Source organism: Burkholderia sp. Bp9031 (assembly GCF_003857965.1).
GTDB classification, from domain to species: domain Bacteria; phylum Pseudomonadota; class Gammaproteobacteria; order Burkholderiales; family Burkholderiaceae; genus Burkholderia; species Burkholderia ambifaria_A.
In genome coordinates, this window is the sequence record NZ_QTPW01000023.1 from 19,400 (window position 1) to 40,744 (window position 21,345).

General features: G+C 66.8%; 20 protein-coding genes. 10 read left to right on the forward strand and 10 right to left on the reverse strand.

Features of this window, described 5'->3' with window-relative positions; all coding sequences use genetic code 11:
- Nucleotides 1-56: 56 nt before the first annotated feature.
- The 4 genes from tilS to cysS form a co-directional block, all read right to left on the reverse strand.
- Complete coding sequence (gene tilS / locus DIE15_RS25345) at nt 57-1,478, reverse strand: tRNA lysidine(34) synthetase TilS (RefSeq protein ID WP_124834645.1); 1,422 nt, start codon at nt 1,476-1,478, stop codon at nt 57-59.
- A 43-nt stretch (nt 1,479-1,521) separates the two neighbouring features.
- On the reverse strand, nt 1,522-2,493 hold the full coding sequence (locus tag DIE15_RS25350; protein ID WP_006478433.1) for an acetyl-CoA carboxylase carboxyltransferase subunit alpha: 972 nt from the start codon (nt 2,491-2,493) through the stop codon (nt 1,522-1,524).
- 99 nt (nt 2,494-2,592) lie between these two features.
- Nucleotides 2,593-3,456, reverse strand: coding sequence for a DNA-3-methyladenine glycosylase (locus DIE15_RS25355; protein ID WP_057925192.1), 864 nt, complete (start codon nt 3,454-3,456; stop codon nt 2,593-2,595).
- Nucleotides 3,457-3,499: 43 nt separating this feature from the next.
- Nucleotides 3,500-4,897, reverse strand: a complete 1,398-nt coding sequence (gene cysS / locus DIE15_RS25360) for a cysteine--tRNA ligase (protein WP_057925193.1) — start codon at nt 4,895-4,897, stop codon at nt 3,500-3,502.
- A 234-nt stretch (nt 4,898-5,131) separates the two neighbouring features.
- Here cysS and DIE15_RS25370 point away from each other — a divergent pair, with 234 nt between their 5' ends.
- From DIE15_RS25370 to DIE15_RS25385, 4 genes are all read left to right on the forward strand, one after another.
- Nucleotides 5,132-5,854 carry a tetratricopeptide repeat protein gene (locus DIE15_RS25370; protein WP_057925194.1) on the forward strand — a complete coding sequence of 241 codons (723 nt, stop codon included), beginning with the start codon at nt 5,132-5,134 and terminating at the stop codon, nt 5,852-5,854.
- Between the two features lie 43 nt (nt 5,855-5,897).
- Nucleotides 5,898-6,473: a peptidylprolyl isomerase gene (locus tag DIE15_RS25375; protein WP_034188904.1), complete on the forward strand. Its 576-nt coding sequence runs from the start codon at nt 5,898-5,900 to the stop codon at nt 6,471-6,473.
- Between the two features lie 89 nt (nt 6,474-6,562).
- Entirely contained in the window at nt 6,563-7,054 is a 492-nt protein-coding gene (locus DIE15_RS25380; protein ID WP_006751616.1) for a peptidylprolyl isomerase, read from the forward strand.
- Between the two features lie 26 nt (nt 7,055-7,080).
- Nucleotides 7,081-7,881, forward strand: coding sequence for a UDP-2,3-diacylglucosamine diphosphatase (locus DIE15_RS25385; protein ID WP_124834646.1), 801 nt, complete (start codon nt 7,081-7,083; stop codon nt 7,879-7,881).
- Nucleotides 7,882-7,900: 19 nt separating this feature from the next.
- On the opposite strand, the gene cysE is transcribed toward DIE15_RS25385, so the two are convergent.
- Nucleotides 7,901-8,674, reverse strand: coding sequence for a serine O-acetyltransferase (cysE, locus tag DIE15_RS25390; protein ID WP_006751614.1), 774 nt, complete (start codon nt 8,672-8,674; stop codon nt 7,901-7,903).
- A 288-nt stretch (nt 8,675-8,962) separates the two neighbouring features.
- Nucleotides 8,963-9,784: an RNA methyltransferase gene (locus DIE15_RS25395; protein ID WP_124834647.1), complete on the reverse strand. Its 822-nt coding sequence runs from the start codon at nt 9,782-9,784 to the stop codon at nt 8,963-8,965.
- A gap of 280 nt (nt 9,785-10,064) precedes the next feature.
- Between DIE15_RS25395 and DIE15_RS25400 the strand changes: the two genes are divergently transcribed.
- The 4 genes from DIE15_RS25400 to DIE15_RS25415 all read left to right on the forward strand — a co-directional run bounded on the left by DIE15_RS25400 (nt 10,065) and on the right by DIE15_RS25415 (nt 16,917).
- Nucleotides 10,065-10,868 carry an inositol monophosphatase family protein gene (locus DIE15_RS25400; RefSeq protein ID WP_057925197.1) on the forward strand — a complete coding sequence of 268 codons (804 nt, stop codon included), beginning with the start codon at nt 10,065-10,067 and terminating at the stop codon, nt 10,866-10,868.
- A gap of 304 nt (nt 10,869-11,172) precedes the next feature.
- On the forward strand, nt 11,173-12,795 hold the full coding sequence (locus tag DIE15_RS25405) for an NAD(P)/FAD-dependent oxidoreductase (RefSeq protein ID WP_124834648.1): 1,623 nt from the start codon (nt 11,173-11,175) through the stop codon (nt 12,793-12,795).
- Nucleotides 12,796-13,007: 212 nt separating this feature from the next.
- The gene (gene mutS / locus DIE15_RS25410; RefSeq protein WP_124834649.1) at nt 13,008-15,665 is read left to right on the forward strand and encodes a DNA mismatch repair protein MutS; all 2,658 of its coding nucleotides are present in this window, start codon (nt 13,008-13,010) and stop codon (nt 15,663-15,665) included.
- On the forward strand, nt 15,646-16,917 hold the full coding sequence (locus DIE15_RS25415; RefSeq protein WP_057925200.1) for a hypothetical protein: 1,272 nt from the start codon (nt 15,646-15,648) through the stop codon (nt 16,915-16,917). The genes mutS and DIE15_RS25415 overlap by 20 nt, the downstream gene beginning before the upstream one ends.
- Here the strand turns inward: DIE15_RS25415 and DIE15_RS25420 are convergent.
- Nucleotides 16,897-17,445 (reverse strand): peptidylprolyl isomerase, encoded by a 549-nt coding sequence (locus DIE15_RS25420; RefSeq protein ID WP_057925201.1) that lies wholly within the window; start codon nt 17,443-17,445, stop codon nt 16,897-16,899. The genes DIE15_RS25415 and DIE15_RS25420 overlap by 21 nt on opposite strands.
- 32 nt (nt 17,446-17,477) lie before the next feature.
- On the opposite strand from DIE15_RS25420, the gene DIE15_RS25425 reads away from it, so the two are divergent.
- Both DIE15_RS25425 and DIE15_RS38190 read left to right on the forward strand, forming a co-directional pair.
- Nucleotides 17,478-18,698, forward strand: coding sequence for a cupin domain-containing protein (locus tag DIE15_RS25425; RefSeq protein ID WP_124834650.1), 1,221 nt, complete (start codon nt 17,478-17,480; stop codon nt 18,696-18,698).
- 54 nt (nt 18,699-18,752) lie between these two features.
- Nucleotides 18,753-18,998: a hypothetical protein gene (locus tag DIE15_RS38190; protein WP_011657350.1), complete on the forward strand. Its 246-nt coding sequence runs from the start codon at nt 18,753-18,755 to the stop codon at nt 18,996-18,998.
- A 20-nt stretch (nt 18,999-19,018) separates the two neighbouring features.
- Here DIE15_RS38190 and DIE15_RS37155 read toward each other — a convergent pair whose 3' ends face one another.
- The 3 genes from DIE15_RS37155 to bamC form a co-directional block, all read right to left on the reverse strand.
- Complete coding sequence (locus tag DIE15_RS37155) at nt 19,019-19,201, reverse strand: hypothetical protein (RefSeq protein ID WP_175824901.1); 183 nt, start codon at nt 19,199-19,201, stop codon at nt 19,019-19,021.
- 123 nt (nt 19,202-19,324) lie between these two features.
- Nucleotides 19,325-20,101 (reverse strand): MBL fold metallo-hydrolase, encoded by a 777-nt coding sequence (locus DIE15_RS25440; RefSeq protein ID WP_124834652.1) that lies wholly within the window; start codon nt 20,099-20,101, stop codon nt 19,325-19,327.
- 4 nt (nt 20,102-20,105) lie between these two features.
- Nucleotides 20,106-21,251, reverse strand: coding sequence for an outer membrane protein assembly factor BamC (gene bamC / locus DIE15_RS25445; RefSeq protein ID WP_124834653.1), 1,146 nt, complete (start codon nt 21,249-21,251; stop codon nt 20,106-20,108).
- Nucleotides 21,252-21,345 lie beyond the last annotated feature (94 nt).

The following is a 21,345-nucleotide window of genomic DNA, read 5'->3' on the forward strand; positions in this document are numbered from 1 at the left end:
CGTTTACCAAATGGTGAAAACCGGCGCGCGATCATCTCGCCGGAAGCGGGCCGCCGCTACGCGATCAACAGGTCGGGACGCCATTCGATCCGGCGCCATCCGCCGTCGCCGGATAGCCCGTCGCCGGAAAGCCCGTCGCCATGATTCACGCCGAGCCGCGGCACGTACACGAGCCGGTCGCCCGCGAATAGCAGCGGCACGTCGCGCTGCCAGGCCGGCACGCCACGCTCCTGAAACAGATTCTTCAGCGTGCGCCCCGGCCCGCCGGGCGACGTACGCAGCCGCTCGCCGCCCGCACGAGCCCGCGTGGCGAGCGGCGCGCCGCGCAGCAGCGCCTCCGGCACCGCCCCGTCGCTTCCTGCCTCGGCCGGCGCGAACACGAACGTGCCGCGCCACGCCGGCACATGCCAGACTTCCTGTCCGTCCCATACAAGTGAAGACTCGGGATGCGGCGTTCCGGTACCGTCGTCGGCCGGCTCGGCGCTGCCGCCCGCCTCCCAGTACACGGTATCGCGATAGAGCCGCAGGCATTGTCCCGCGTGATCGACCCGCAGCGCGTGCGCGTCGTGCGCAGCACGCAGTTGCCGCATCATGTTCGCGAGCCGGCCTGCCGACGCGCCGGGCAAGCCGAGCCGGCGCATCCAGAACCGCAGCAGGTTCGCGCCGCGCGTGTCGTCGAATGCGACCAGCGCATCGCGCGACAGCGCGCGGCCGTCGTCGCGCGCGGCACCGGCGAAATCCAGTTCGGCCAGATCGTCGAGCAGCCGCTGCGCGGCGGCCGCATGCTGGGCCGCACGGCCCAGCGCATCGCGAAAGCCGGGGAAATGCACGGCGAGCGGCGGCAGCACGTCGATACGCAATGCATTGCGCGCATAGCGCGTGTCGCCGTTCGATTCGTCGTCGATCCACGCGAGCTCGTGCTGCACCGCATAGCGTTCCAGTTGCGCACGCAACAAGCGCAGCAGCGGACGCACGCGCTCGACGCTCGCGCCGTCAGGGCGATAGCGCGGCGCCATCGCGGCCAGACCCGCGATTCCTGCACCGCGCAACAACTGCAGCAGCACGGTCTCGGCCTGGTCGTCCGCATGCTGTGCGACCCAGAGCGCCGCCACGCCGTGGCGCTCGCACATCGCATCGAGCGCCGCATATCGGCGCTCGCGCGCGGTCGCCTCAATGCCGAGGCCGCTGTCGCGCGGCACGTCGACACGCTCCGATTCGAACGCGACGCCGAGTCGCTCTGCCGTCGCGCGCGCGTGCGCGACCCATGCGTCGGCGTTCGCGCTCAAGCCGTGATGCACATGCAGCGCGACGCAGCGCGCCGCGCCCGCGACGCGCACGGCCGCGTCGAGCAGCACCGTCGAGTCGAGGCCGCCGCTGTATGCGATCGCGATGCGCGCATCCGCCGGCAGATCGGCAAGCGCAACGCCGACCGCATCGAGTACGACGCGGTCGGCGGAGAATTCGGTCGGGGGGATCACGAGACGGACACGCGCCGGACGGCGCGCGATGTGAACACGCCGGTCATGCGCCGGGCGTGGTTTCCTTGAACTTGCCGTAGGCCATCAGGCGCTCGAAGCGGCGCTCGCGCAGCGCATCGATGCTCATGCCCTGGAACTGGCGCAGCGAATCGGCGAGCGCGCGGCGCAGCAATGCGGCCATGCCCTTCGGATCGCGGTGCGCGCCGCCAAGCGGCTCGTTGATGATCTTGTCGATCAGGCCGAGCGCCTTCAGGCGATGGGCGGTCAGGCCCAGGGCTTCCGCGGCCTCGGGCGCCTTCGCTGCGCTCTTCCACAGAATCGACGCACAGCCTTCCGGCGAAATCACCGAGTAGGTCGAGAACTGCAGCATCATCACGGTGTCGGCCACGGCGATCGCGAGCGCGCCGCCCGAACCGCCTTCGCCGATCACGGTCGTGATGATCGGCGTCTTCAGTTCGGCCATCACGTACAGGTTGCGGCCGATCGCTTCCGACTGCCCGCGCTCTTCCGCGCCGATGCCCGGGTATGCGCCCGGCGTATCGACGAACGTGAAGATCGGCAGCCCGAACTTCTCGGCGAGACGCATCAGGCGCTCGGCCTTGCGATAGCCTTCCGGGCGCGGCATCCCGAAGTTGCGCGCCGCGCGCTCTTTCGTGTCGCGGCCCTTCTGGTGGCCGATCACCATGCACGGATGGCCGCCGAAGCGCGCGAGACCGCCGACGATCGACAGGTCGTCCGCAAATGCGCGGTCGCCATGCAGTTCGTGAAAATCGGTGAACAGTTCCGCAACGTAATCGAGCGTGTACGGACGCTGCGGATGCCGCGCGATCTGCGAGACCTGCCACGGCGACAGGTTCGCGTAGAGGTCCTTCGTCAGTTGCTGGCTTTTCTTCGACAGCCGCTCGATTTCTTCCGAAATATCGACAGCCGAGTCGTCCTGCACGAATCGCAGCTCTTCGATCTTGGCCTCGAGTTCGGCGATCGGCTGTTCGAAATCCAGAAACGTGGTCTTCATGTGTTCGAATCCTTGGGTCTTGCGGCAGCGCGTATTCTACCCGCGCGGGCGATGTGCAAGATCGGCTATCAACTATTGATGTTTAAAACCCGATAGCCATCAATCGGCGTCAGGCGCGTCGAGGCTGCGCCACATGTACCAGGTCGCAACGGTACGCCACGGTTCCCAGTTGGCAGCCACTTCGCGCGCTTCGCTGCGCGTGACGGGCTCTCCGCTGAAGTAATTGACGCTGATCGCGCGGATCAGGCCCGGATCGTCGAGCGGCAGCACGTCCGGCCGCGACAGGTTGAAGATCAGGAACATCTCGGCCGTCCAGCGACTGATGCCGCGGATCTGCGTGAGTTCCGCGATCACGTCCTCATCGTGCATCGACGTCCATTTGTCGACGTGCAGCGCGCCGGACACGAAGTGTTGCGCGAGATCGAGAATGTATTCCGTCTTGCGCTTCGACAGTCCGCACGCGATCAGCTTGTCCGCGCCGAGCCGGATGACCGGCTGCGGTGCGAGTTTCGGACACGCATCTTCGATGCGCGCCCACAGCGCTTGCGCGGACGGCACCGAGATCTGCTGACCGACGACCGAACGCGCGAGCGTGACGAACGGGTCACCGCGCTTCACGAGATGCGCGGGGCCGAACTTCGGAATCAGCTTCTTCAGGATGCGGTCGCGCTTGACGAGATCGGCGCACGCTTTATCCCAGTATGCGGGACGCACGACGCCACCGGCGCCGTCGGCTGCCGCATCGGACGTACGCACCTTGCGGGCCGCGTCGACGGCCGCCATCGCGACCTCCGGCTGCGCCGCTTCCGCGCCCTTCGCGCGCGCGGGCTTCGCATGACCGTTGAGCGCGCCGTTCGGCGCGGCGCGCGTCGCGTCCGCCTTCGCCGCTGGCGCGCGCTTGGCTGCCGGACGCACGGCGACCGGAGTCGCACGCCCGACCGGCGCTTTTCTGGCCGTTGCCATCTTGCCTCCTACCTGACGGATCGGTCAGTGGAACGCACCGCGCTCATACGCGACGCCATTCGGTCGATCCGCCCGGTTTGTCTTCAAGTGCGATGCCGGCGTCGAGCAGCTCCGCCCGAATCCGGTCCGCTTCGGCATAGTTCTTCGCTTGCTTCGCCGCGACGCGCGCGGCGATCTTCGCTTCGATTTCGTCGGCTGCGAGCCCGCCTGCCTGCGCGGCACCAGTGCCCTGCTGCAGGAACGTGCGCGGTTCGCGGCCGAGCAGGCCCAGCAGGCCCGCCAACTGCTTCAGTTGCCGCGCGAGCGACGCATCGCGCGTGCGATTGACCTCGCCGGCCAGCTCGAACAGCGTCGCCACCGCGACCGGCGTGTTGATGTCGTCGTTCATCGCGGCCGCGAAACGCTGCGCATGCGGCTCGTTCCAGTCGAGCGCGAGCGTGTCGGGCTCGACATCCTTCAGCGCCGTGTACAAGCGCGTGAGCGACGCGCGCGCATCGTCGAGATGCACGTCGCTGTAGTTGAGCGGCGACCGGTAATGCGTGCGCACGATGAAGAAGCGCATGACCTCGGCGTCGTACCGCTCGAGCACTTCGCGGATCGTGAAGAAGTTGCCGAGCGATTTCGACATCTTCTCGTTGTCGACCTGCACGAAGCCGTTGTGCATCCAGTAATTGACGAACGTCTGGCCGGTCGCGCCTTCGCTCTGCGCGATCTCGTTCTCGTGGTGCGGGAATTGCAGGTCCTGCCCGCCGCCGTGGATGTCGAAATGCTCGCCGAGCAGCGTGCAGCCCATCGCGGAGCACTCGATGTGCCAGCCCGGCCGGCCCATCCCGTACTTCGATGTCCACGACGCGCCTTCCGGATCTTCCGCCTTCGCGCGTTTCCACAGCACGAAATCGAGCGGATCTTCCTTCGCGTCATTCGCGGCGACGCGCTCGCCCGCGCGCAGGTCGTCGAGCGACTTGCCCGACAGCTTCCCGTAGTTCGCGAACTTGCGTACCGAATAATTGACGTCGCCGTCGGTCGCCTGGTACGCGTAGCCGTTCGTCTCGAGCTTCTCGATCATCCCGAGCATCTGCGCAATGAACTGCGTCGCGCGCGGCTCGATGTCGGGCCGCTGGATGCCAAGCGCGGCTTCATCCTCGTGCATCGCGCCGATGAACCGGTCGGTCAGCGACTTGATCGTCTCGCCGTTCTCGACCGCACGGCGGATGATCTTGTCGTCGATGTCGGTGATGTTGCGCACGTACGTGACCCGATAGCCGATCGCACGCAGCCAGCGCTGGACGAGATCGAACACGACCAGCATGCGCGCGTGGCCCACGTGACAATAGTCGTAGACGGTGATCCCGCATACGTACATCCGCACTTCGCCGGACTGGCGCGGCACGAAAACTTGCTTGTCACGCGCGAGCGTGTTGTAGATGCGCAGTGATTCCATAGAGATGAACCGTGAGCCGAAGGAAACCGCCCTGGCGAAGCTCGCCCTGCATGCGAAACGGACGGACCACCTGCCGCGGCACGACGCCGGGCGTCCTCGATATCACATGGGGCGGTCAGGCTGCAAGCACAGCGGTGACGGCCACGAGAGGCAAAGAAAGACTGTCTGCCGCTCGCCGGAACGCGCAGACGTTTTGTTAGAATGGCTCGGAGTATAACATTCCGATTTACGCCTATGAAACCTCATCGCGGCCGCGCGCCGAGCGCTGCGACCCTCGTTGCGACCGCCGTCATGGGCGTCGCGCTGACGCTTTTCGCGGCCCCCGCGGCACATGCGCAAAAGGCCCCGGCCACCGCCGACGGCACGCCCGAAATCGACGCGTCGATCGCCGGCAAGCAGTGGAAGCAGGCGCTCGCGCAACTCGACGCGCGCATCGCGGCGAATCCGCACGACGTACAGGCGCAGTTCAAGCGCGGCACCGTGCTCGCCCGCCTGAACCGCGACGATGACGCGATCCAGCAGTTCGTCGCGATCACGCAGGCCTTCCCCGAACTGCCCGAACCGTACAACAACCTCGCGGCGCTCTACGCGAAGCACGGCCGCTACGACGAAGCGCGCAGCGCGCTCGTCACCGCGACGCAATCGAACCCGAGCTACTCGCTCGCGTACGAGAACCTCGGCGACCTCTACCTGCGCCTCGCAGCCGAATCGTACAAGCGCGCGCAATCGCTCGGCCGCACGAGCGGCGCGACCGCGCAGCGCCTCGCCGACCTGCAGAAGATCGTGTCGCCGCCGAAGGCCGCAGCCAACGCGCGCGCCGTCACGCCGGCCACGCGCGCATACACCGATCGCGCCGCCGCGAACGTGAGCACCACCACGCTGCCGATGTCGCCGACGTTCCAGTTCAACGGTCCGTCGGGTGCGCTGACGGCGCCGTACGTCGCGCCGTCGCAGTAAGCGAGCGGCGCAATCTCCCTTCCCTCCCAACCTGAGGATCGCAATGAAACGTCTGTTGCTGGCGCTTGGCGGCGCCGCCCTTCTCGCGACCGCGCCTGCTTTCGCGCAATCGGCTACCGCGCATCCCGTCGTGCAGCTGAAGACCTCGCAGGGCGACATCCGCGTCGAGCTCTACCCGGAGAAGGCACCGAAGTCCGTCGCCAACTTCCTCGATTACGTGAAGGCCGGCCAGTACAACGGCACGATCTTCCATCGCGTGATCAAGGGCTTCATGATCCAGGGCGGCGGCTACAAGACCAACTTCGAGGAGAAGCCGACCCGCGCGCCGATCCCGCTGGAAAGCCGCAATGGTCTGAAGAACCTGACGGGCACGATCGCGATGGCGCGTACCAGCGATCCGAACTCGGCCACCGCGCAGTTCTTCATCAATACGGTCGACAACAGCGGCCTCGACTACCCGAACCCGGACGGCAACGGCTATGCGGTGTTCGGCAAGGTCGTGTCGGGCCTCGACGTCGTGAAGAAGATCGAAGGCGTGGCAACGACCTCGCGCGGCCCGATGCAGGACGTGCCGGCCCAGCCGGTCGTGATCGAATCGGCCAGCATCGTCTCGAAATAAGCACCTGCCGGCACGTCCGGCGACACACGCGGCCGCGTCGCACGACCGGCCGCGCGTCCATTTAAACCGCCTTACCGAAGGAATTCATCATGGTTGAACTGCACACGAACCACGGCGTGATCAAGCTCGAGCTGGACGCCGCGAAGGCACCGAAGACGGTCGAGAACTTCCTCAACTACGTGAAGAAGGGCCACTATGACGGCACGGTGTTCCACCGCGTGATCAACGGCTTCATGATTCAGGGCGGTGGCTTCGAGCCGGGCCTGAAGCAGAAGCCGACCGACGCGCCGATCGACAACGAAGCGAACAACGGCCTGAAGAACGACAACTACACGATCGCGATGGCGCGCACGAACGATCCGCATTCGGCGACCGCACAGTTCTTCATCAACGTGAACGACAACGACTTCCTGAACCACTCGTCGCCGACGCCGCAGGGCTGGGGCTACGCGGTGTTCGGCAAGGTCGTCGAAGGCCAGGACGTGGTCGACAAGATCAAGGGCGTCAAGACGGGCAACGCCGGCTTCCACCAGGACGTGCCGGCCGACGACGTCGTGATCGAAAAGGCCGTGGTGGTCTGACGCACGGTTGTTACGGAGGCACTTCGATGTTGCAGGAGAGTCCGCCGCGAAGCGTCTCCGCGGGCGTGCCGGGCGAGCGCGAATATGCGCAAGCCGCACGCCCGTTCCTGTTTCTCTCCGATCTGCACCTGAGCGAGGCGATTCCGAAGACGGTGGCCGCGTTCGAGCATTTCGTGAAATACACGGCCGACAGCGCCGACTCGGTGTTCATCCTCGGCGACCTGTTCGAATACTGGATCGGCGACGACGTGCTCGACGACGATCCGTTCGCGGCACGCATGGCCGCGCTGATGCATACGTTCTCGGAGCGAGGCATCGCGCTCTACGTGATGCACGGCAACCGCGATTTCCTGCTTGGCCGGCGCTTCATGAAGGCGGCCGGCGCGATGCTGTTGCCCGATCCGGCGCTGATCATGGCGTTCGGCCAGCGGATCGTGCTCGCCCATGGCGATGCGCAATGCACGGCCGATCGCGGCTATCAGATATTCCGCCGGTTTGCGCGCAATCGCGTCGCGCAGTGGCTGTTTCTCGCCTGGCCGTTCCGCTGGCGCCGCGCCCTCGCGCAGCGGATGCGCTCGAACAGCGAAGCGGGCCGGATGCGCCCGGTTTCGGCGATCTACGACGTCACGCGCGAAGGCGTGGCCGCGCTGTTCAGGAAGAGCCGCGCCAGCGTGATCATTCACGGCCACACGCATCGCCCCGCGCGCCACCTCGAACCGGGCGGGATTCGGTGGGTGCTGCCCGACTGGGATCTCGACCACGGCACGCGGCGTGGCGGCTATCTGCGCGTCGACGCCGAAGGCATCCACGCGATGCCGCTCGACTGACGCGATCGGCGCGGCCGGGTTACGACTGGCGCTCGACCGCCTTGCCTTCCAGCACCGCCGACAGCCGGCGCAGGTCGAGACGGGCCGCGTCCGCACCCTGCAACGTTTCCAGATGCGTGCCGAGTTGCTCGAGCGCCGCGACGATCTCGTCGACGCGCCGGCTTTCCTTCGCCGCATGATCGATCAGCCCGTGAATCGCGAGCGACATCGGGTCGTCCGCGTTCGGCGTGATCCCGTACGCGCAGAACGCGGCGCGCTCGGGCTGCGGCTTCGGCTGCGCCGGCATCACGATGCGTGCCGGGTTGCCGACTGCGGTGCCGCCTGCCGGCACCGGCTTCACGACGACCGCGTTCGAACCGATCTTCGCGCCTGCGCCGACCGTGAAACCGCCGAGCACCTTCGCGCCCGCGCCAACGATCACGCCGGCCTCGAGCGTCGGGTGGCGCTTCGCGCCGCGCGTGAGCGACGTGCCGCCGAGCGTCACGCCCTGATAGATCGTGCAGTCGTCGCCGATGATCGCGGTCTCTCCGATCACGACACCCATCCCGTGATCGATGAACACACGCCGGCCGATCGTCGCGCCGGGGTGAATCTCGATCCCCGTCAGGAAACGTCCGGCCTGCGATGCGAAACGTGCAAGCCAGTAGCGTTTCGCACGCCAGCACGCGTGCGCGAAACGATGCAGCACGAGCGCGTGCAGCCCCGGATAACAGGTCAGCACTTCCCAGGCACTGCGAGCGGCGGGATCCCGCTCGCGAATCGTCGCAACGTCTTCGCGCAGTCTAGTAAACATGATCTGGTCTGGGCTGGGGGAAAGGGCCGGCCGTTATCGTGCCGGGTAATTTGCTTATGACGTCCGGCGATTGTAGGGCCACTCGCGCACGCCCGCACAACGTCGCCCGTTCACCCCGCCGGCGGCACGGGTATTCGCGCGGGACGCCTGTTCCCGCTGAGTGACGCAACCTGTCAATGGATTCACGCCGGTCGGGGCGCGGCCATCCAACGGCCGATGCAACGCGGCCGCGCAGGCGAAAACGCAGCAGCCGAACGCCTGAGCGCCGGGCAGCCGGGCACCGACCGCTTATGCGTCACCGTCGGGCGTACCGGACTTCAGCAGGATGTGCTTCGCGATGCCGCGCAAGATATTGACTTCCTCGCGCTCGAGGCCCGTGCGCGCGAACAGGCGCCGCAGACGCGGCATCAGCTTCTTCGGATTGCGCGGATCGAGGAAATCGAGCGCGATCAGCGCGTTCTCGAGGTGTGCGTACATCCGCTCGATCTCGTCGCTCTGCGCAAGCGTGCCGACCTCGGCCTGCGCCAGGTGCGGCTCGCTCCCCTGCTCCAGGAACGCGACACGCAACTCGTACGCGAGCACCTGGATGGCCTGCGCGAGGTTCAACGAGCTGTAGGCCGGATTCGCGGGAATGTGCGCGAGCGCGCTGCACTGCTCGACGTGCTCGTTCGCGAGGCCGGTGCGCTCGTTGCCGAACACGAGCGCGATATCGCCGGTGCCGACCTGCGTGCACGCCTGCTCGGCGGCCGCGCGCGGCGCAAGGCGCGGCGGCCCATATTCGCGCGTGCGTGCGGTCAGCGCGATCGACCAGTGGACGCCGGACAGCGCGTCGCCGAGCGTGGGCACGACATGCGCGGACGCCAGCACGTCGTCGGCGCCGCTCGCCATCGCGATCGCCTCGGGGTCGCTCTGCACGTGCGGCACACGCGGCGCGACCAGCACGAGCCTGGAGAAGCCCATCGTCTTCAGCGCGCGGGCAGCCGCCCCGACATTACCGGGATGGCTCGGCTCGACGAGCACGAAACGGGTGGACGTGAAGCCGCCGGACGGCAGCCGGGACATGACCGCGCCCGGTTCGGACGGCGCGGCGGGGTTCTGCGGAGTTTCCACTACATACGACTCGGTTCATCGGAATGGCAGTATGGTATCGCCATCGCCCCGACAAACCCACTCGTCCGGACGGCCAGTGGGGGTTTCCCCGTATTCCGGGCACCTGAAACTCTCTAAAATCGGGTAAAATCATGTGTTTACGCGTCGCATCCCGTGCGGCGCGGGTCGTACCCCGCTCTTTGTCAATTCGCGTCTCATCCCGCCCGGCACGTTTGCGCCGTTCCAGGCGGCATGTTCCACTTCGTGGCGGCCCCTGCCGCCGGCTACAGGATCCAGGCTCATGCATCCCATGCTCAACATTGCTGTCAAGGCTGCGCGCCGCGCCGGACAGATCATCAACCGTGCGTCCCTCGACCTCGACCTGATCGAGATCCGCAAGAAGCAGCAGAACGACTTCGTCACCGAAGTGGACAAGGCCGCCGAAGAGGCGATCATCGAGACGCTGAAGACCGCCTACCCCGACCACGCGATCCTCGCGGAAGAATCGGGCGAATCAGAGAACGAATCCGAATTCAAGTGGATCATCGATCCGCTTGACGGCACCACCAACTTCATCCACGGCTTCCCGTACTACTGCGTGTCGATCGCGCTCGAGCACAAGGGTATCGTCACGCAGGCCGTCGTCTACGATCCGAACAAGAACGACCTGTTCACGGCCACCCGCGGCCGCGGTGCGTACCTGAACGACCGCCGCATCCGCGTCGGCCGTCGCGACCGCCTCGCGGACGCGCTGGTCGGCACGGGCTTCCCGTTCCGCGAGAAGGACGGCCTCGACGCGTACGCGCGCCTGTTCACCGAAATGACGCAGGCCTGCACGGGCCTGCGCCGTCCGGGCGCGGCCGCGCTCGACCTCGCGAATGTCGCGGCCGGCCGTCTCGACGCGTTCTTCGAGCAAGGCATCAACGTGTGGGACATGGCGGCAGGCAGCCTGCTGATCACCGAAGCCGGCGGCCTCGTCGGCAACTACACGGGCGATGCCGACTTCCTGCATCGCCATGAGATCGTCGCGGCGAACCCGAAGATCTACGCGCAGATGATCCCGATCCTGAACCGCTACAGCCGCGTGCATCCGGCAGCGGAGTAAGTCCGGGCCGCGCCCGCACGGCGCGGCTTTCGCATCCACCACTCGCCTGCATCGTCATGATGGAGCGCGCGTTGCCTTCCGGTTGTCCGGGAGGCGAAGTAAGCTTCTTTATGCAGGGGTTGCCTCAGGCGCCCGTCCTGACTTTGCCCGAGTGGTCCGGCCTGCCGGTGTATCGCCGCGGGTACCGCGCTTTCCGATGCCGAATAATCGGCTTCGGGGATGCCCAGGCAGCACATGCCGCCAGCGCCGGCCACCGCCCGTCTCAACACCGCCACGACCTCGTGGCGACCGTATCCGAATATTCATGTTACGGCTAAGCGAACTTAAACTCCCGCTCGACCACCCCGAGAGCGCCCTCGAAGCCGCGATTCACGCGCGCCTCAAGGAGCTTGGCGTGGCAGCAGACGGGCTCCTCCGTTACACGGTGTTCCGCCGTGCGCACGATGCGCGCAAGCGCTCCGACATCAAGCTCACGTATATCGTCGATGTCGAGCTCAAGGACGAAGCGGCCGTGCTTCCGCAACTCGCCGGCACGCCGCATTGCGGCGTGACGCCCGACATGGCGTACCACTTCGTCGCGAAGGCGCCGGAGCACGGCAATTTCCTGCGCCCGGTCGTCATCGGCATGGGGCCGTGCGGTCTGTTTGCGGGCCTGATTCTCGCCCAGATGGGTTTCCGCCCCATCATCCTCGAACGCGGCAAGGCCGTGCGCGAGCGCACCAAGGACACCTTCGGCCTGTGGCGCAAAAGCGTCCTCAATCCCGAGTCCAACGTGCAGTTCGGCGAAGGCGGGGCCGGGACGTTTTCGGATGGCAAGCTGTACAGCCAGATCAAGGATCCGCACCACTACGGTCGCAAGGTGCTCGACGAATTCGTCAAGGCCGGCGCACCGGAAGACATCCTGTATCTGAGCCGGCCGCACATCGGCACGTTCCGCCTCGTCAGCATGGTGGAAAAGATGCGCGCGACGATCCACGAACTGGGCGGTGAAGTACGCTTCGAAACCCGGGTCGAGGACATCGAGATCGATCAGGGCAAGGTGCGCTCGCTGACGCTGTCGAACGGCGAAACGCTGCGCTGCGATCACGTCGTGCTGGCCGTGGGCCACAGCGCGCGCGACACGTTCCAGATGCTGCACGAGCGCGGCGTCTACGTCGAAGCGAAGCCGTTCTCGCTGGGCTTCCGGATCGAGCATCCGCAGGGGCTGATCGATCGCAGCCGCTTCGGCAAGTTCGCGGGCCACAAGCAACTCGGTGCGGCCGACTACAAGGTGGTTCACCACTGCAGCAATGGACGCGCGGTCTACAGCTTCTGCATGTGCCCGGGCGGCACGGTGGTCGCAGCAACCTCCGAGCCGGGCCGCGTGGTCACCAACGGCATGAGCCAGTATTCCCGCGCCGAGCGCAACGCGAACGCGGGCATCGTCGTCGGCATCACGCCGGAAGACTATCCGGGCGGCCCGCTTGCGGGCATCGCATTCCAGCGCAAGTGGGAAGAGCGCGCGTTCGAACTGGGTGGCAGCGATTACAGCGCGCCGGGCCAGCTGGTCGGCGATTTCATCGCGGGCCGGCCGTCGACGTCGCTGGGCTCCGTGGTGCCGTCGTACAAGCCGGGCGTGCGCCCGACCGACCTCAGCACCGCGCTCCCCGACTACGTGATCGAAGCCATTCGTGAAGCGCTGCCGCAGATCGACAGGAAGATCGCCGGCTTCGCGATGCACGATGCGGTGCTCACCGGCGTGGAGACGCGCACGTCGTCGCCGATCCGGATCCGGCGCAAGGACGATTACCAGAGCGTAAACGTCGAAGGACTGTATCCGGCCGGCGAAGGCGCCGGGTACGCGGGTGGCATTTATTCGGCCGCCATCGACGGCGTCGAAGTCGCGCAGGCGGTGGCGCTCGATCTGATGTCGGCGCACGCGTCCTGATGATTCGCCGGCGAGGCTCGGCGCACGACGATTCGTGCGCCGAGTGACGCCGGCTTTTCAATGCCTGCCCGGCAACGAGGTCGAATCGCCCGATCGAGCCGACGGCCGTCGATCGCGAACTCCGGCAACTGGCCGAACGGCGAACTTCGCGCTTGCGTACCGAAGCCACTGGTAAACTCGGGCAACTCAAGCAACAACTTTACGCCGGATCTATGACCACGCTGTCGCCCGAGGCCTTTGCTGGCCACACTCCGATGATGCAGCAGTACCTGCGCATCAAGGCCGATCACCCCGACACGCTCGTCTTCTACCGGATGGGCGACTTCTACGAGCTGTTCTTCGAAGACGCTGAGAAGGCCGCGCGCCTGCTCGACCTGACCCTCACGCAACGCGGTGCATCGGCCGGCACGCCGATCAAGATGGCCGGCGTCCCGCATCACGCGGTCGAACAGTATCTGGCGAAGCTCGTGAAGATGGGCGAATCGGTCGCGATCTGCGAGCAGATCGGCGACCCGGCCACGTCGAAGGGGCCGGTCGAGCGCAAGGTCGTGCGCGTCGTCACGCCCGGCACGCTGACCGATGCCGCGCTGCTGTCCGACAAGAACGACGTCTACCTGCTCGCGATGTGCACGGGCCACAACAAGCGCGGCGTCGCGGTCAACATCGGCCTCGCGTGGCTGAACCTCGCGAGCGGCGCGCTGCGGCTCGCCGAAATCGAACCCGACCAGCTCGGCGCCGCGCTCGAACGCATTCGGCCGGCCGAGATCCTGACGGCGGACGGCGCAACCGACACGATGCCCGCCGGCGCCGGCGCGATCAAGCGCGTGCCGGCGTGGCACTTCGACATCGCATCGGGCACGCAGCGCCTCTGCGACCAGCTCGACGTCGCCGGGCTCGACGGCTTCGGCGCGCATTCGCTGACGAGCGCGTGCGGCGCGGCGGGTGCGCTGCTGCTATACGCGGCCGCCACGCAGGGCCAGCAGCTGCGTCACGTGCGCAGCCTGAAGGTCGAGAACGAAACCGAATACATCGGGCTCGATCCGGCGACGCGCCGCAACCTCGAGCTGACCGAAACGTTGCGCGGCACCGAATCGCCGACGCTGTACTCGCTGCTCGACACCTGCTGCACGACGATGGGCAGCCGCCTGCTGCGTCACTGGCTGCATCACCCGCCGCGCGCGTCGGTTGCCGCGCAGTCACGCCAGCAAGCGATCGGCGCACTGCTCGATGCGCCCGCGAACGCGAGCCTCGACGCTCTGCGCAGCGCGCTGCGCCAGATCGCCGACGTCGAGCGGATCACCGGGCGCCTCGCGCTGCTGTCCGCGCGGCCGCGCGACCTGTCGAGCCTGCGCGACACATTCGCTGCGCTGCCGGCACTGCGCGAGCGCATCAGCGCAATCGTCGCGAACGCGGATGCGCTCACGCGCGTCGACGCGGCGCTCGCACCGCCCGCCGAATGCCTCGACCTGCTGACGAGCGCGATCGCCCCCGAGCCGGCCGCGATGGTGCGCGACGGCGGCGTGATCGCGCGCGGCTACGATGCCGAACTTGACGAGCTGCGCGACATCTCCGAGAACTGCGGCCAGTTCCTCATCGATCTCGAGGCACGCGAGCGCACCCGCACCGGCATCGCGAACCTGCGCGTCGAATACAACAAGGTGCACGGCTTCTACATCGAGGTCACGCGCGGCCAGACCGACAAGGTGCCCGACGATTATCGCCGGCGCCAGACGCTGAAGAATGCCGAGCGCTACATCACGCCGGAACTGAAGACCTTCGAAGACAAGGCGCTGTCCGCGCAGGAGCGCGCACTGGCCCGCGAGCGCGCGCTGTACGACGGCGTGCTGCAGGCGCTGCTGCCGTTCATTCCCGAGTGCCAGCGCGTCGCGTCGGCGCTCGCGGAGCTCGATGTGCTCGCCGCCTTCGCCGAGCGTGCCCGCACGCTCGACTGGGTCGCACCGGCCTTCACCGACGAAATCGGCATCGAGATCGAACAGGGGCGCCACCCCGTCGTCGAAGCCCAGGTCGAGCAGTTCATCGCAAACGACTGCCGGTTCGGCGCCGAGCGCAAGCTGCTGTTGATCACCGGCCCGAACATGGGCGGCAAGTCGACGTTCATGCGCCAGACGGCGCTGATCGCGCTGATGGCATACGTCGGCAGCTACGTGCCCGCGAAGGCGGCGTGCTTCGGCCCGATCGACCGCATCTTCACGCGGATCGGCGCGGCCGACGACCTCGCCGGCGGCCGTTCGACCTTCATGGTCGAGATGACCGAAGCCGCCGCGATCCTCAACGACGCGACGCCGCAAAGCCTCGTGCTGATGGACGAAATCGGCCGCGGCACGTCGACGTTCGACGGCCTCGCGCTCGCGTGGGCCATCGCGCGTCACCTGCTCGCGCAAAACGGCTGCTACACGCTGTTCGCGACGCACTACTTCGAGCTGACGCAACTGCCGGCCGAATTCCCGCAAGCGGCGAACGTCCACCTGTCGGCCGTCGAGCACGGCCACGGCATCGTGTTCCTGCACGCGGTCAACGAAGGCCCGGCGAACCAGAGCTACGGGCTGCAGGTTGCGCAACTCGCGGGCGTGCCGGCGCCGGTGATCCGCGCCGCGCGCAAGCATCTCGCGTATCTCGAACAGCAGTCGGCCACGCAGCACACGCCGCAACTCGACCTGTTCAGCGCGCCGCCCGCCGCAGCCGACGAATTCGAATGCGCGGAAGCGCCGGCGCCGTCCGACATCCCGCATCCGGCGCTCGAGAAGCTGCGCGACATCGATCCCGACGACCTCAAGCCGCGCGAAGCGCTCGACCTGCTGTACGAACTGCGCACGCTCGTCCGCTCGCACGATGCCGACGGGCACGCATAAACGCCTCCCGCCGGGTCGGTCGGCCCGCACCGCGGCCGCGCTGGTCGCGGCGGCGCTCGCGCTGGCACTGACCAGCGCGCTCGCGGCACCGCCCAAGCGTGCCGCCCCGCCCTACTCGTTCGCGATCGTGTCGGGCGTGATCGACGTACCGGCCGACGAGCCTGCCGCGCAGAGGCTGTTCGAATCGATCGCTCGCGAGCGCAACCTGGCCTTTGTCGTCTATGCGGGCGACATCAAGGGCGCGAAGGAAGCGTGCCGCGACTCGCTGTACACGCAGCGCGGCGCGATCCTGGACGCGTCGCGCGTGCCGCTCGTGTTCATACCCGGCCATGACGACTGGGTGACGTGCAACACTGCGGCCGGCGGCGGCTACGACCCGGTCGAACGCCTGGACTTCCTGCGCCAGACGCTGCTTGCCGACGCGGCGCTGCCCGACCCCGGCGCGCTGCAGATCACGCGCGAAAGCGAAGTCGCCCGCTTCCGGCCCTACCGCGAAAACGCGCGCTGGATGCACGACGATGTCGTCTATGTCGCGCTGAACGCACCGGCGCCGAACAATCACTACCTGACGGCCGGCGGTCGCAACGGCGAATTCGAGGACCGCATCATCGCGAACGGCTTCTGGATCGATCATGCGGCCGAATATGCGAAACGGCGCGAAGCGCGCGCCATGGTGGTGATTTTCGAAGGCGATCCGCAATTCGATCGCTATGAGCGCGCCGAACGCTTCGCATGGTTGCGCTTCAACCGGCCGCGCATCCGCGACGGCTTCCGTGAGCTGAAACGAACGCTGGTGAAGGCGGCGGCGACTTTCCGCGGCCCGATCCTGGTGATGCACGCGAGCAACGCGCCGCTTGCGACCGGCTTCCTGATCGATCGCCCGCTGCATGCGGACGACGGTGTGCTGGTGGGAAATGTGACGCGCGTCGCGATCGGACCGCGTCATCCGGCAAATCAGTGGGTGAAAGTCAGCGTATCGCCTGCACGACAGACGATCTTCAACGTGAGCCTGCAGGACGTCCCGAAGAACCTGCCGATCCCGCCCACGCTGCCGGTCGTGCCGCGAGACGATGTCCCGCTGCCTCAGATGCCGGAAATCCCGGCGTTGCCGGCACTGCCCGACTCGTCGTCGGTCGCGCCGCCGCTGCAAGGCGACGGCACGACGCCGGGCGGTGCCTCGTGGCCCGCGCCGCCCCCTGCCTCAGGGCCGGCGCCCGGCCTGCCTGCCAGTTCAGTGCAGGGTACGCCCTGACGGCGTGTCGCCGTCACCGTCCTCGTCTTCGTCCTCGTCGACGATTTCGAGGCCTTCCGCGCCGTGTGCGTGCTCATGCTCGATCTCGTCCTCGGTCGCTTCGCGAACGTCCTTGACCGTGAGCGCGAAACGCAGCGCCATGCCCGCGAGCGGGTGGTTACCGTCGAGCACGACCTTGTCCTCGGCGATGTCGGTGACCGTGTAGATCAGCGAATCCACTTCCTCGTCGCCGTCCTCCGGCGTGCCTTCGAACTGCATGCCCACTTCGAGCGGCTCGGGAAAACGGTCGCGCGGCTCGATCTTCACGAGCTCGGGATCGTAGTCGCCGAACGCGTCCTGCGGCTCGAGCTGAATCTGCGCCTGGTAACCGGGCTCGTGGCCGTCGAGCTGTTCCTCGATCTTGGGGAACGTGCCATCATAGCCGCCGTGCAGATAGACCATCGGCTCGTCGCTCTCCTCGATCAGATTGCCTTGCGCATCCGACAGCTTGTAAGTGACCGACACGACGGTGTTTTTTGCGATTTTCATCCAATTCTCCCAAATACAAGTCTCATTATACGATGCGCAACCGGTCTCAAGCCGAACCGCGGGATGCCGCTGCCGCCCCGCTCGGCGCGCCGCCCTCCGATCTTCCCACGCCGCTGCTCGGCGGTCTCTCGCCGGCGCAATTCATGCGCCGCTACTGGCAGAAGAAGCCGCTGCTGATCCGCCAGGCGATCCCCGGCGTGAAACCGCCGGTCACGCGCGATGCACTGTTCGAGCTGGCAGCCGACTATGACGCCGAATCGCGACTGATCACCCATTTTCGTAACAAGTGGCAACTGGCGCACGGTCCGTTCGAGCCGGGCGCGCTGCCTGCCGTTTCGCGCAAGTCCTGGTCCTTGCTCGTCCAGGGGCTCGACCTGCACGTCGACGCGGCCCGCGCGCTGCTCGACCGCTTTCGCTTCATCCCGGACGCGCGCCTCGATGACCTGATGATTTCGTACGCGACGGACGGCGGCGGCGTCGGCCCGCACTTCGACTCGTACGACGTGTTCCTGCTGCAGGTCGAGGGCCGGCGCCGCTGGCGCATCGGCGCACAGAAGGACCTGTCGCTGCAGCCGGACGTGCCGCTGAAGATCCTCGAGCATTTCGAGCCGAGCGACGAATGGGTGCTGGAGCCGGGCGACATGCTGTACCTGCCGCCGCACATCGCGCACGACGGCGTGGCCGAAGGCGAATGCATGACCTGCTCGATCGGCTTTCGGGCCCCGTCCGCCGGGGAACTGGGCGCGCAATTCCTGTACTACCTCGCGGAACGCGGCGGCCTGCGTGACGAGCACGGCGACGATCTCTACCGCGACCCGAAGCAGCCGGCGGTCGACGCGCCTGCGCAGTTGCCGCCGGCGATGGTCGAGCGCGTCGCCGAGATCGTCGATGCGATCCGCTGGCGCAAGCGCGACGTCGCCGAATTCCTCGGCTGCTACTTGAGCGAACCGAAATCGAACGTCGTATTCGAGCCGCCGGCACGCCCGCTGTCCGAGGCCGCGTTCGTCACGCAAGCGTCACGCCGAGGCGTGTATCTCGACAGAAGGGCCGCATTGATGTATAACGCGCGCTCGTACTTCATCAATGGCGAGGAAGAACCGCTCGAGCAAGCCGGCGAATGGCTGCCCGAACTGGCCAATCTGCGCCACATGGAGGCGAAACGGTTTGTAACACTATCCCGGGTTCCCTCAATGACAGCCTTGCTGCACGAGTGGTATTGTGCGGGCTGGATACGGGTCGGAAACCGGATTTAGTGAGTCGCCCCGTATGCCCGTGCAGATCAAATTCTGTATGGGAAAGACAACGTATTGACCCCGCATTTGTCGACGGTCGATAGGAAAGTGCATATAATTTCCGCCCAAGCCGTAGGGAAGATTCACGCTCTAGAAGTGCGTCTCCACCAGCGGCCCAGGTCGGTGTTGGAGCACATTACCGGTATTGTTTCGCGCTGTTGCTTACCTTTAACCATAAAAGGACGTGATCATGAAGAAATCCCTCCTCGTAGCTTCCCTGTTGGCTGCTGTTGCACTGGCTGCTTGCAACAAGAGCGCTGATCAAGCTGCTTCGTCGGCTGCTAGCGACGCTTCGGCTGCTGCTTCGTCGGCTGCTTCGGCAGTTGCTGGTGCTGCGAGCGACGCTTCGGCTGCTGCTTCGTCGACGACGGCTGCTGCGAGCGACGCAGCTGCTGCTGTGGCGTCGGCTGCTTCGGCAGCGACGGCTGCTCCGGCTTCGGGCGCAAGCCAGTAAGCCTCAGCATCAGCTGAAAAAAAACCGGCCCTTCGGGCCGGTTTTTTTATGTCTGTCGGTTCCGCATGCCGGGCCAGGCAGCCGGGCCGGACAAGATGCCGCCCCGCCCCTCTTGCGCCCCTTGCGCGCCCGCTCAACCGAGCGTCAGCCAGTCGAAGCCCGCGTCCTGCGTGGCCACGACCACCTCCTCCCCGTCCGTTCCCAGCACACCGGCCAACGCCTGGCGGGCCAGCTCGGGCCGATTGTTCTGCTGGCTCAGGTGTGCCGCGACCAGATGCTGCAGGCGGCTGCGTTCGAGCGACGCGAGAATGCCGGCGGCGGCATCATTGCTCAGGTGGCCATGATTGCCGCCGATCCGCGCCTTCAGCGACTGCGGATAGCGGCTCCCGGCCAGCATTGCGGTATCGTGGTTGGATTCGAGCACCAGCGCGTCACAGCCGCTCAGGACGGCCGTGATGTGCGGCGTGGCCATCCCGACGTCGGTCAGCACGCCGAGCCTGCGGCAACCGTCCATGAAGACGAACTGGAGCGGTTCCCGCGCGTCGTGAGGCACCGTATAGGGCATCACGGCCAGATCGCGTATCGCGGCCGTCTCGTCGCCCCACAACACGTGGAGATCGACATCGGCCTCGTCCGCGCCCACCGCGCGCGCCGTGCCCCAGCTCATATAGAGCGGCAGCGACCCGCGCCGCGCGAGCGTCAGCGCGCTGCCGACGTGGTCGCTGTGTTCATGGGTGATGAGGATCGCATCGAGATCGTCGATGCCGAGATTCAGGCGGCCGAGGCGACGCTCGACCTCCTTCGCTGAAAAACCGCAGTCGAGCAGCACGCGGGTGGTCGTCGTGCCGCTCGAGACCTCGACGACCAGCGCATTGCCTTCGCTGCCGCTACCGAGGCTGGCGAAGCGCACGCGGTCAGTTCAGCTGCGCGTGCAGCAGCGAAATGATCCGCTGCGCGTCCGACGAGTTGTCGACTTGGCCGTTCGCGTCAACCACCGCGACCTGCGTGCCGCCATTGCCCTGCGCGCGCACGTTGACGAGGTATTCCTTGCCCGGCTTGGCCGCCGACGGGCCACCGTAGAACAGCTTGCCGAACAGCCCGTCGCGCTTGAGCTCTTCCATCGTGTTCGCGTAGCGGACCGTGTACAGGCCCTTCTCTCGATCGCGATTGTCGACCGCGAAGTTGGTGCGGTCGAGCGCGAGACCGACGCGCAGCCACGCGCGGTCGAACGATTCAGCCAGCTGCAGCGTCGCGGCGCCGCTGCTCGTGTCGCTGACCTGCGCCGGCGCCGTCGCCGGACGCGCATCGGTCAGCAGCTGCTTCGCCTGCGCGTCGCTCAGGCCGAACTTCTGCATCAGCTTCGACAGGAACACGGCCTCGAGCACCGGGTTGCGCGGACGCTCTTCCCAGCGCGACGACGTGCCGCCCTGCGGACCGACCATCATTTCTTCCATCGCGCTGTGCGTGATCGAGATGTCGGTGTTGCCGTTCGACGTGCGGTTCACGAGCGTACGGAAACGGTCGCGCGTGCCGGACGAGTACGCGAAATCGATGACCTTGCCGATCGTGCGGCGGAACCAGTCATCGGGGATGTTCGCACGGTTCTCGGCCCAATCGGTGGCCATGATGCCGGTCGACGGCGCATCGGTCTTCAGCGAGAAGCCGTTCTCCTGCCAGAATTCCTTCAGGATCGGCCACAGCTGCTCGGGCGTGCGCCCGTCCACGACGAGCCAGCGACGGTCGCCGTCGCGCTCGATATGCATGCCGAGCGGATCCTGCGCGCTCGGGACGCCGTCGGTCGCATTGCCTGCGGCGGTGGTCGCCCGCGGCGGCAGCGTGCCGAGGCCGGCGTTGCTCGGCGGTGCGACGAACTGCTGGGTCGTCGGCACCGGCTTCAGGTCGCTCGGCACCGCGAGCGGCGGCGCCGAACCCGTGTTCTTGTAGTTGACCCGGTCGGGCGCCAGATAGTCGTTCAGCGTATCGCAGCCGGCGAGCGTGCCCAGCGCCAGCGCCACCACCGAAACCTGGATGGCGCGAGAGGAAAAGGCGAAACGTTTCATGAAATCCTTCGTCTTGCTAGAACGCTCGTCAGGAGCGGCGCCGGACGGAGCCGGCCGGTGCGGGTTGATGAGGGGTCGAGCCGGCGGCCGCAGG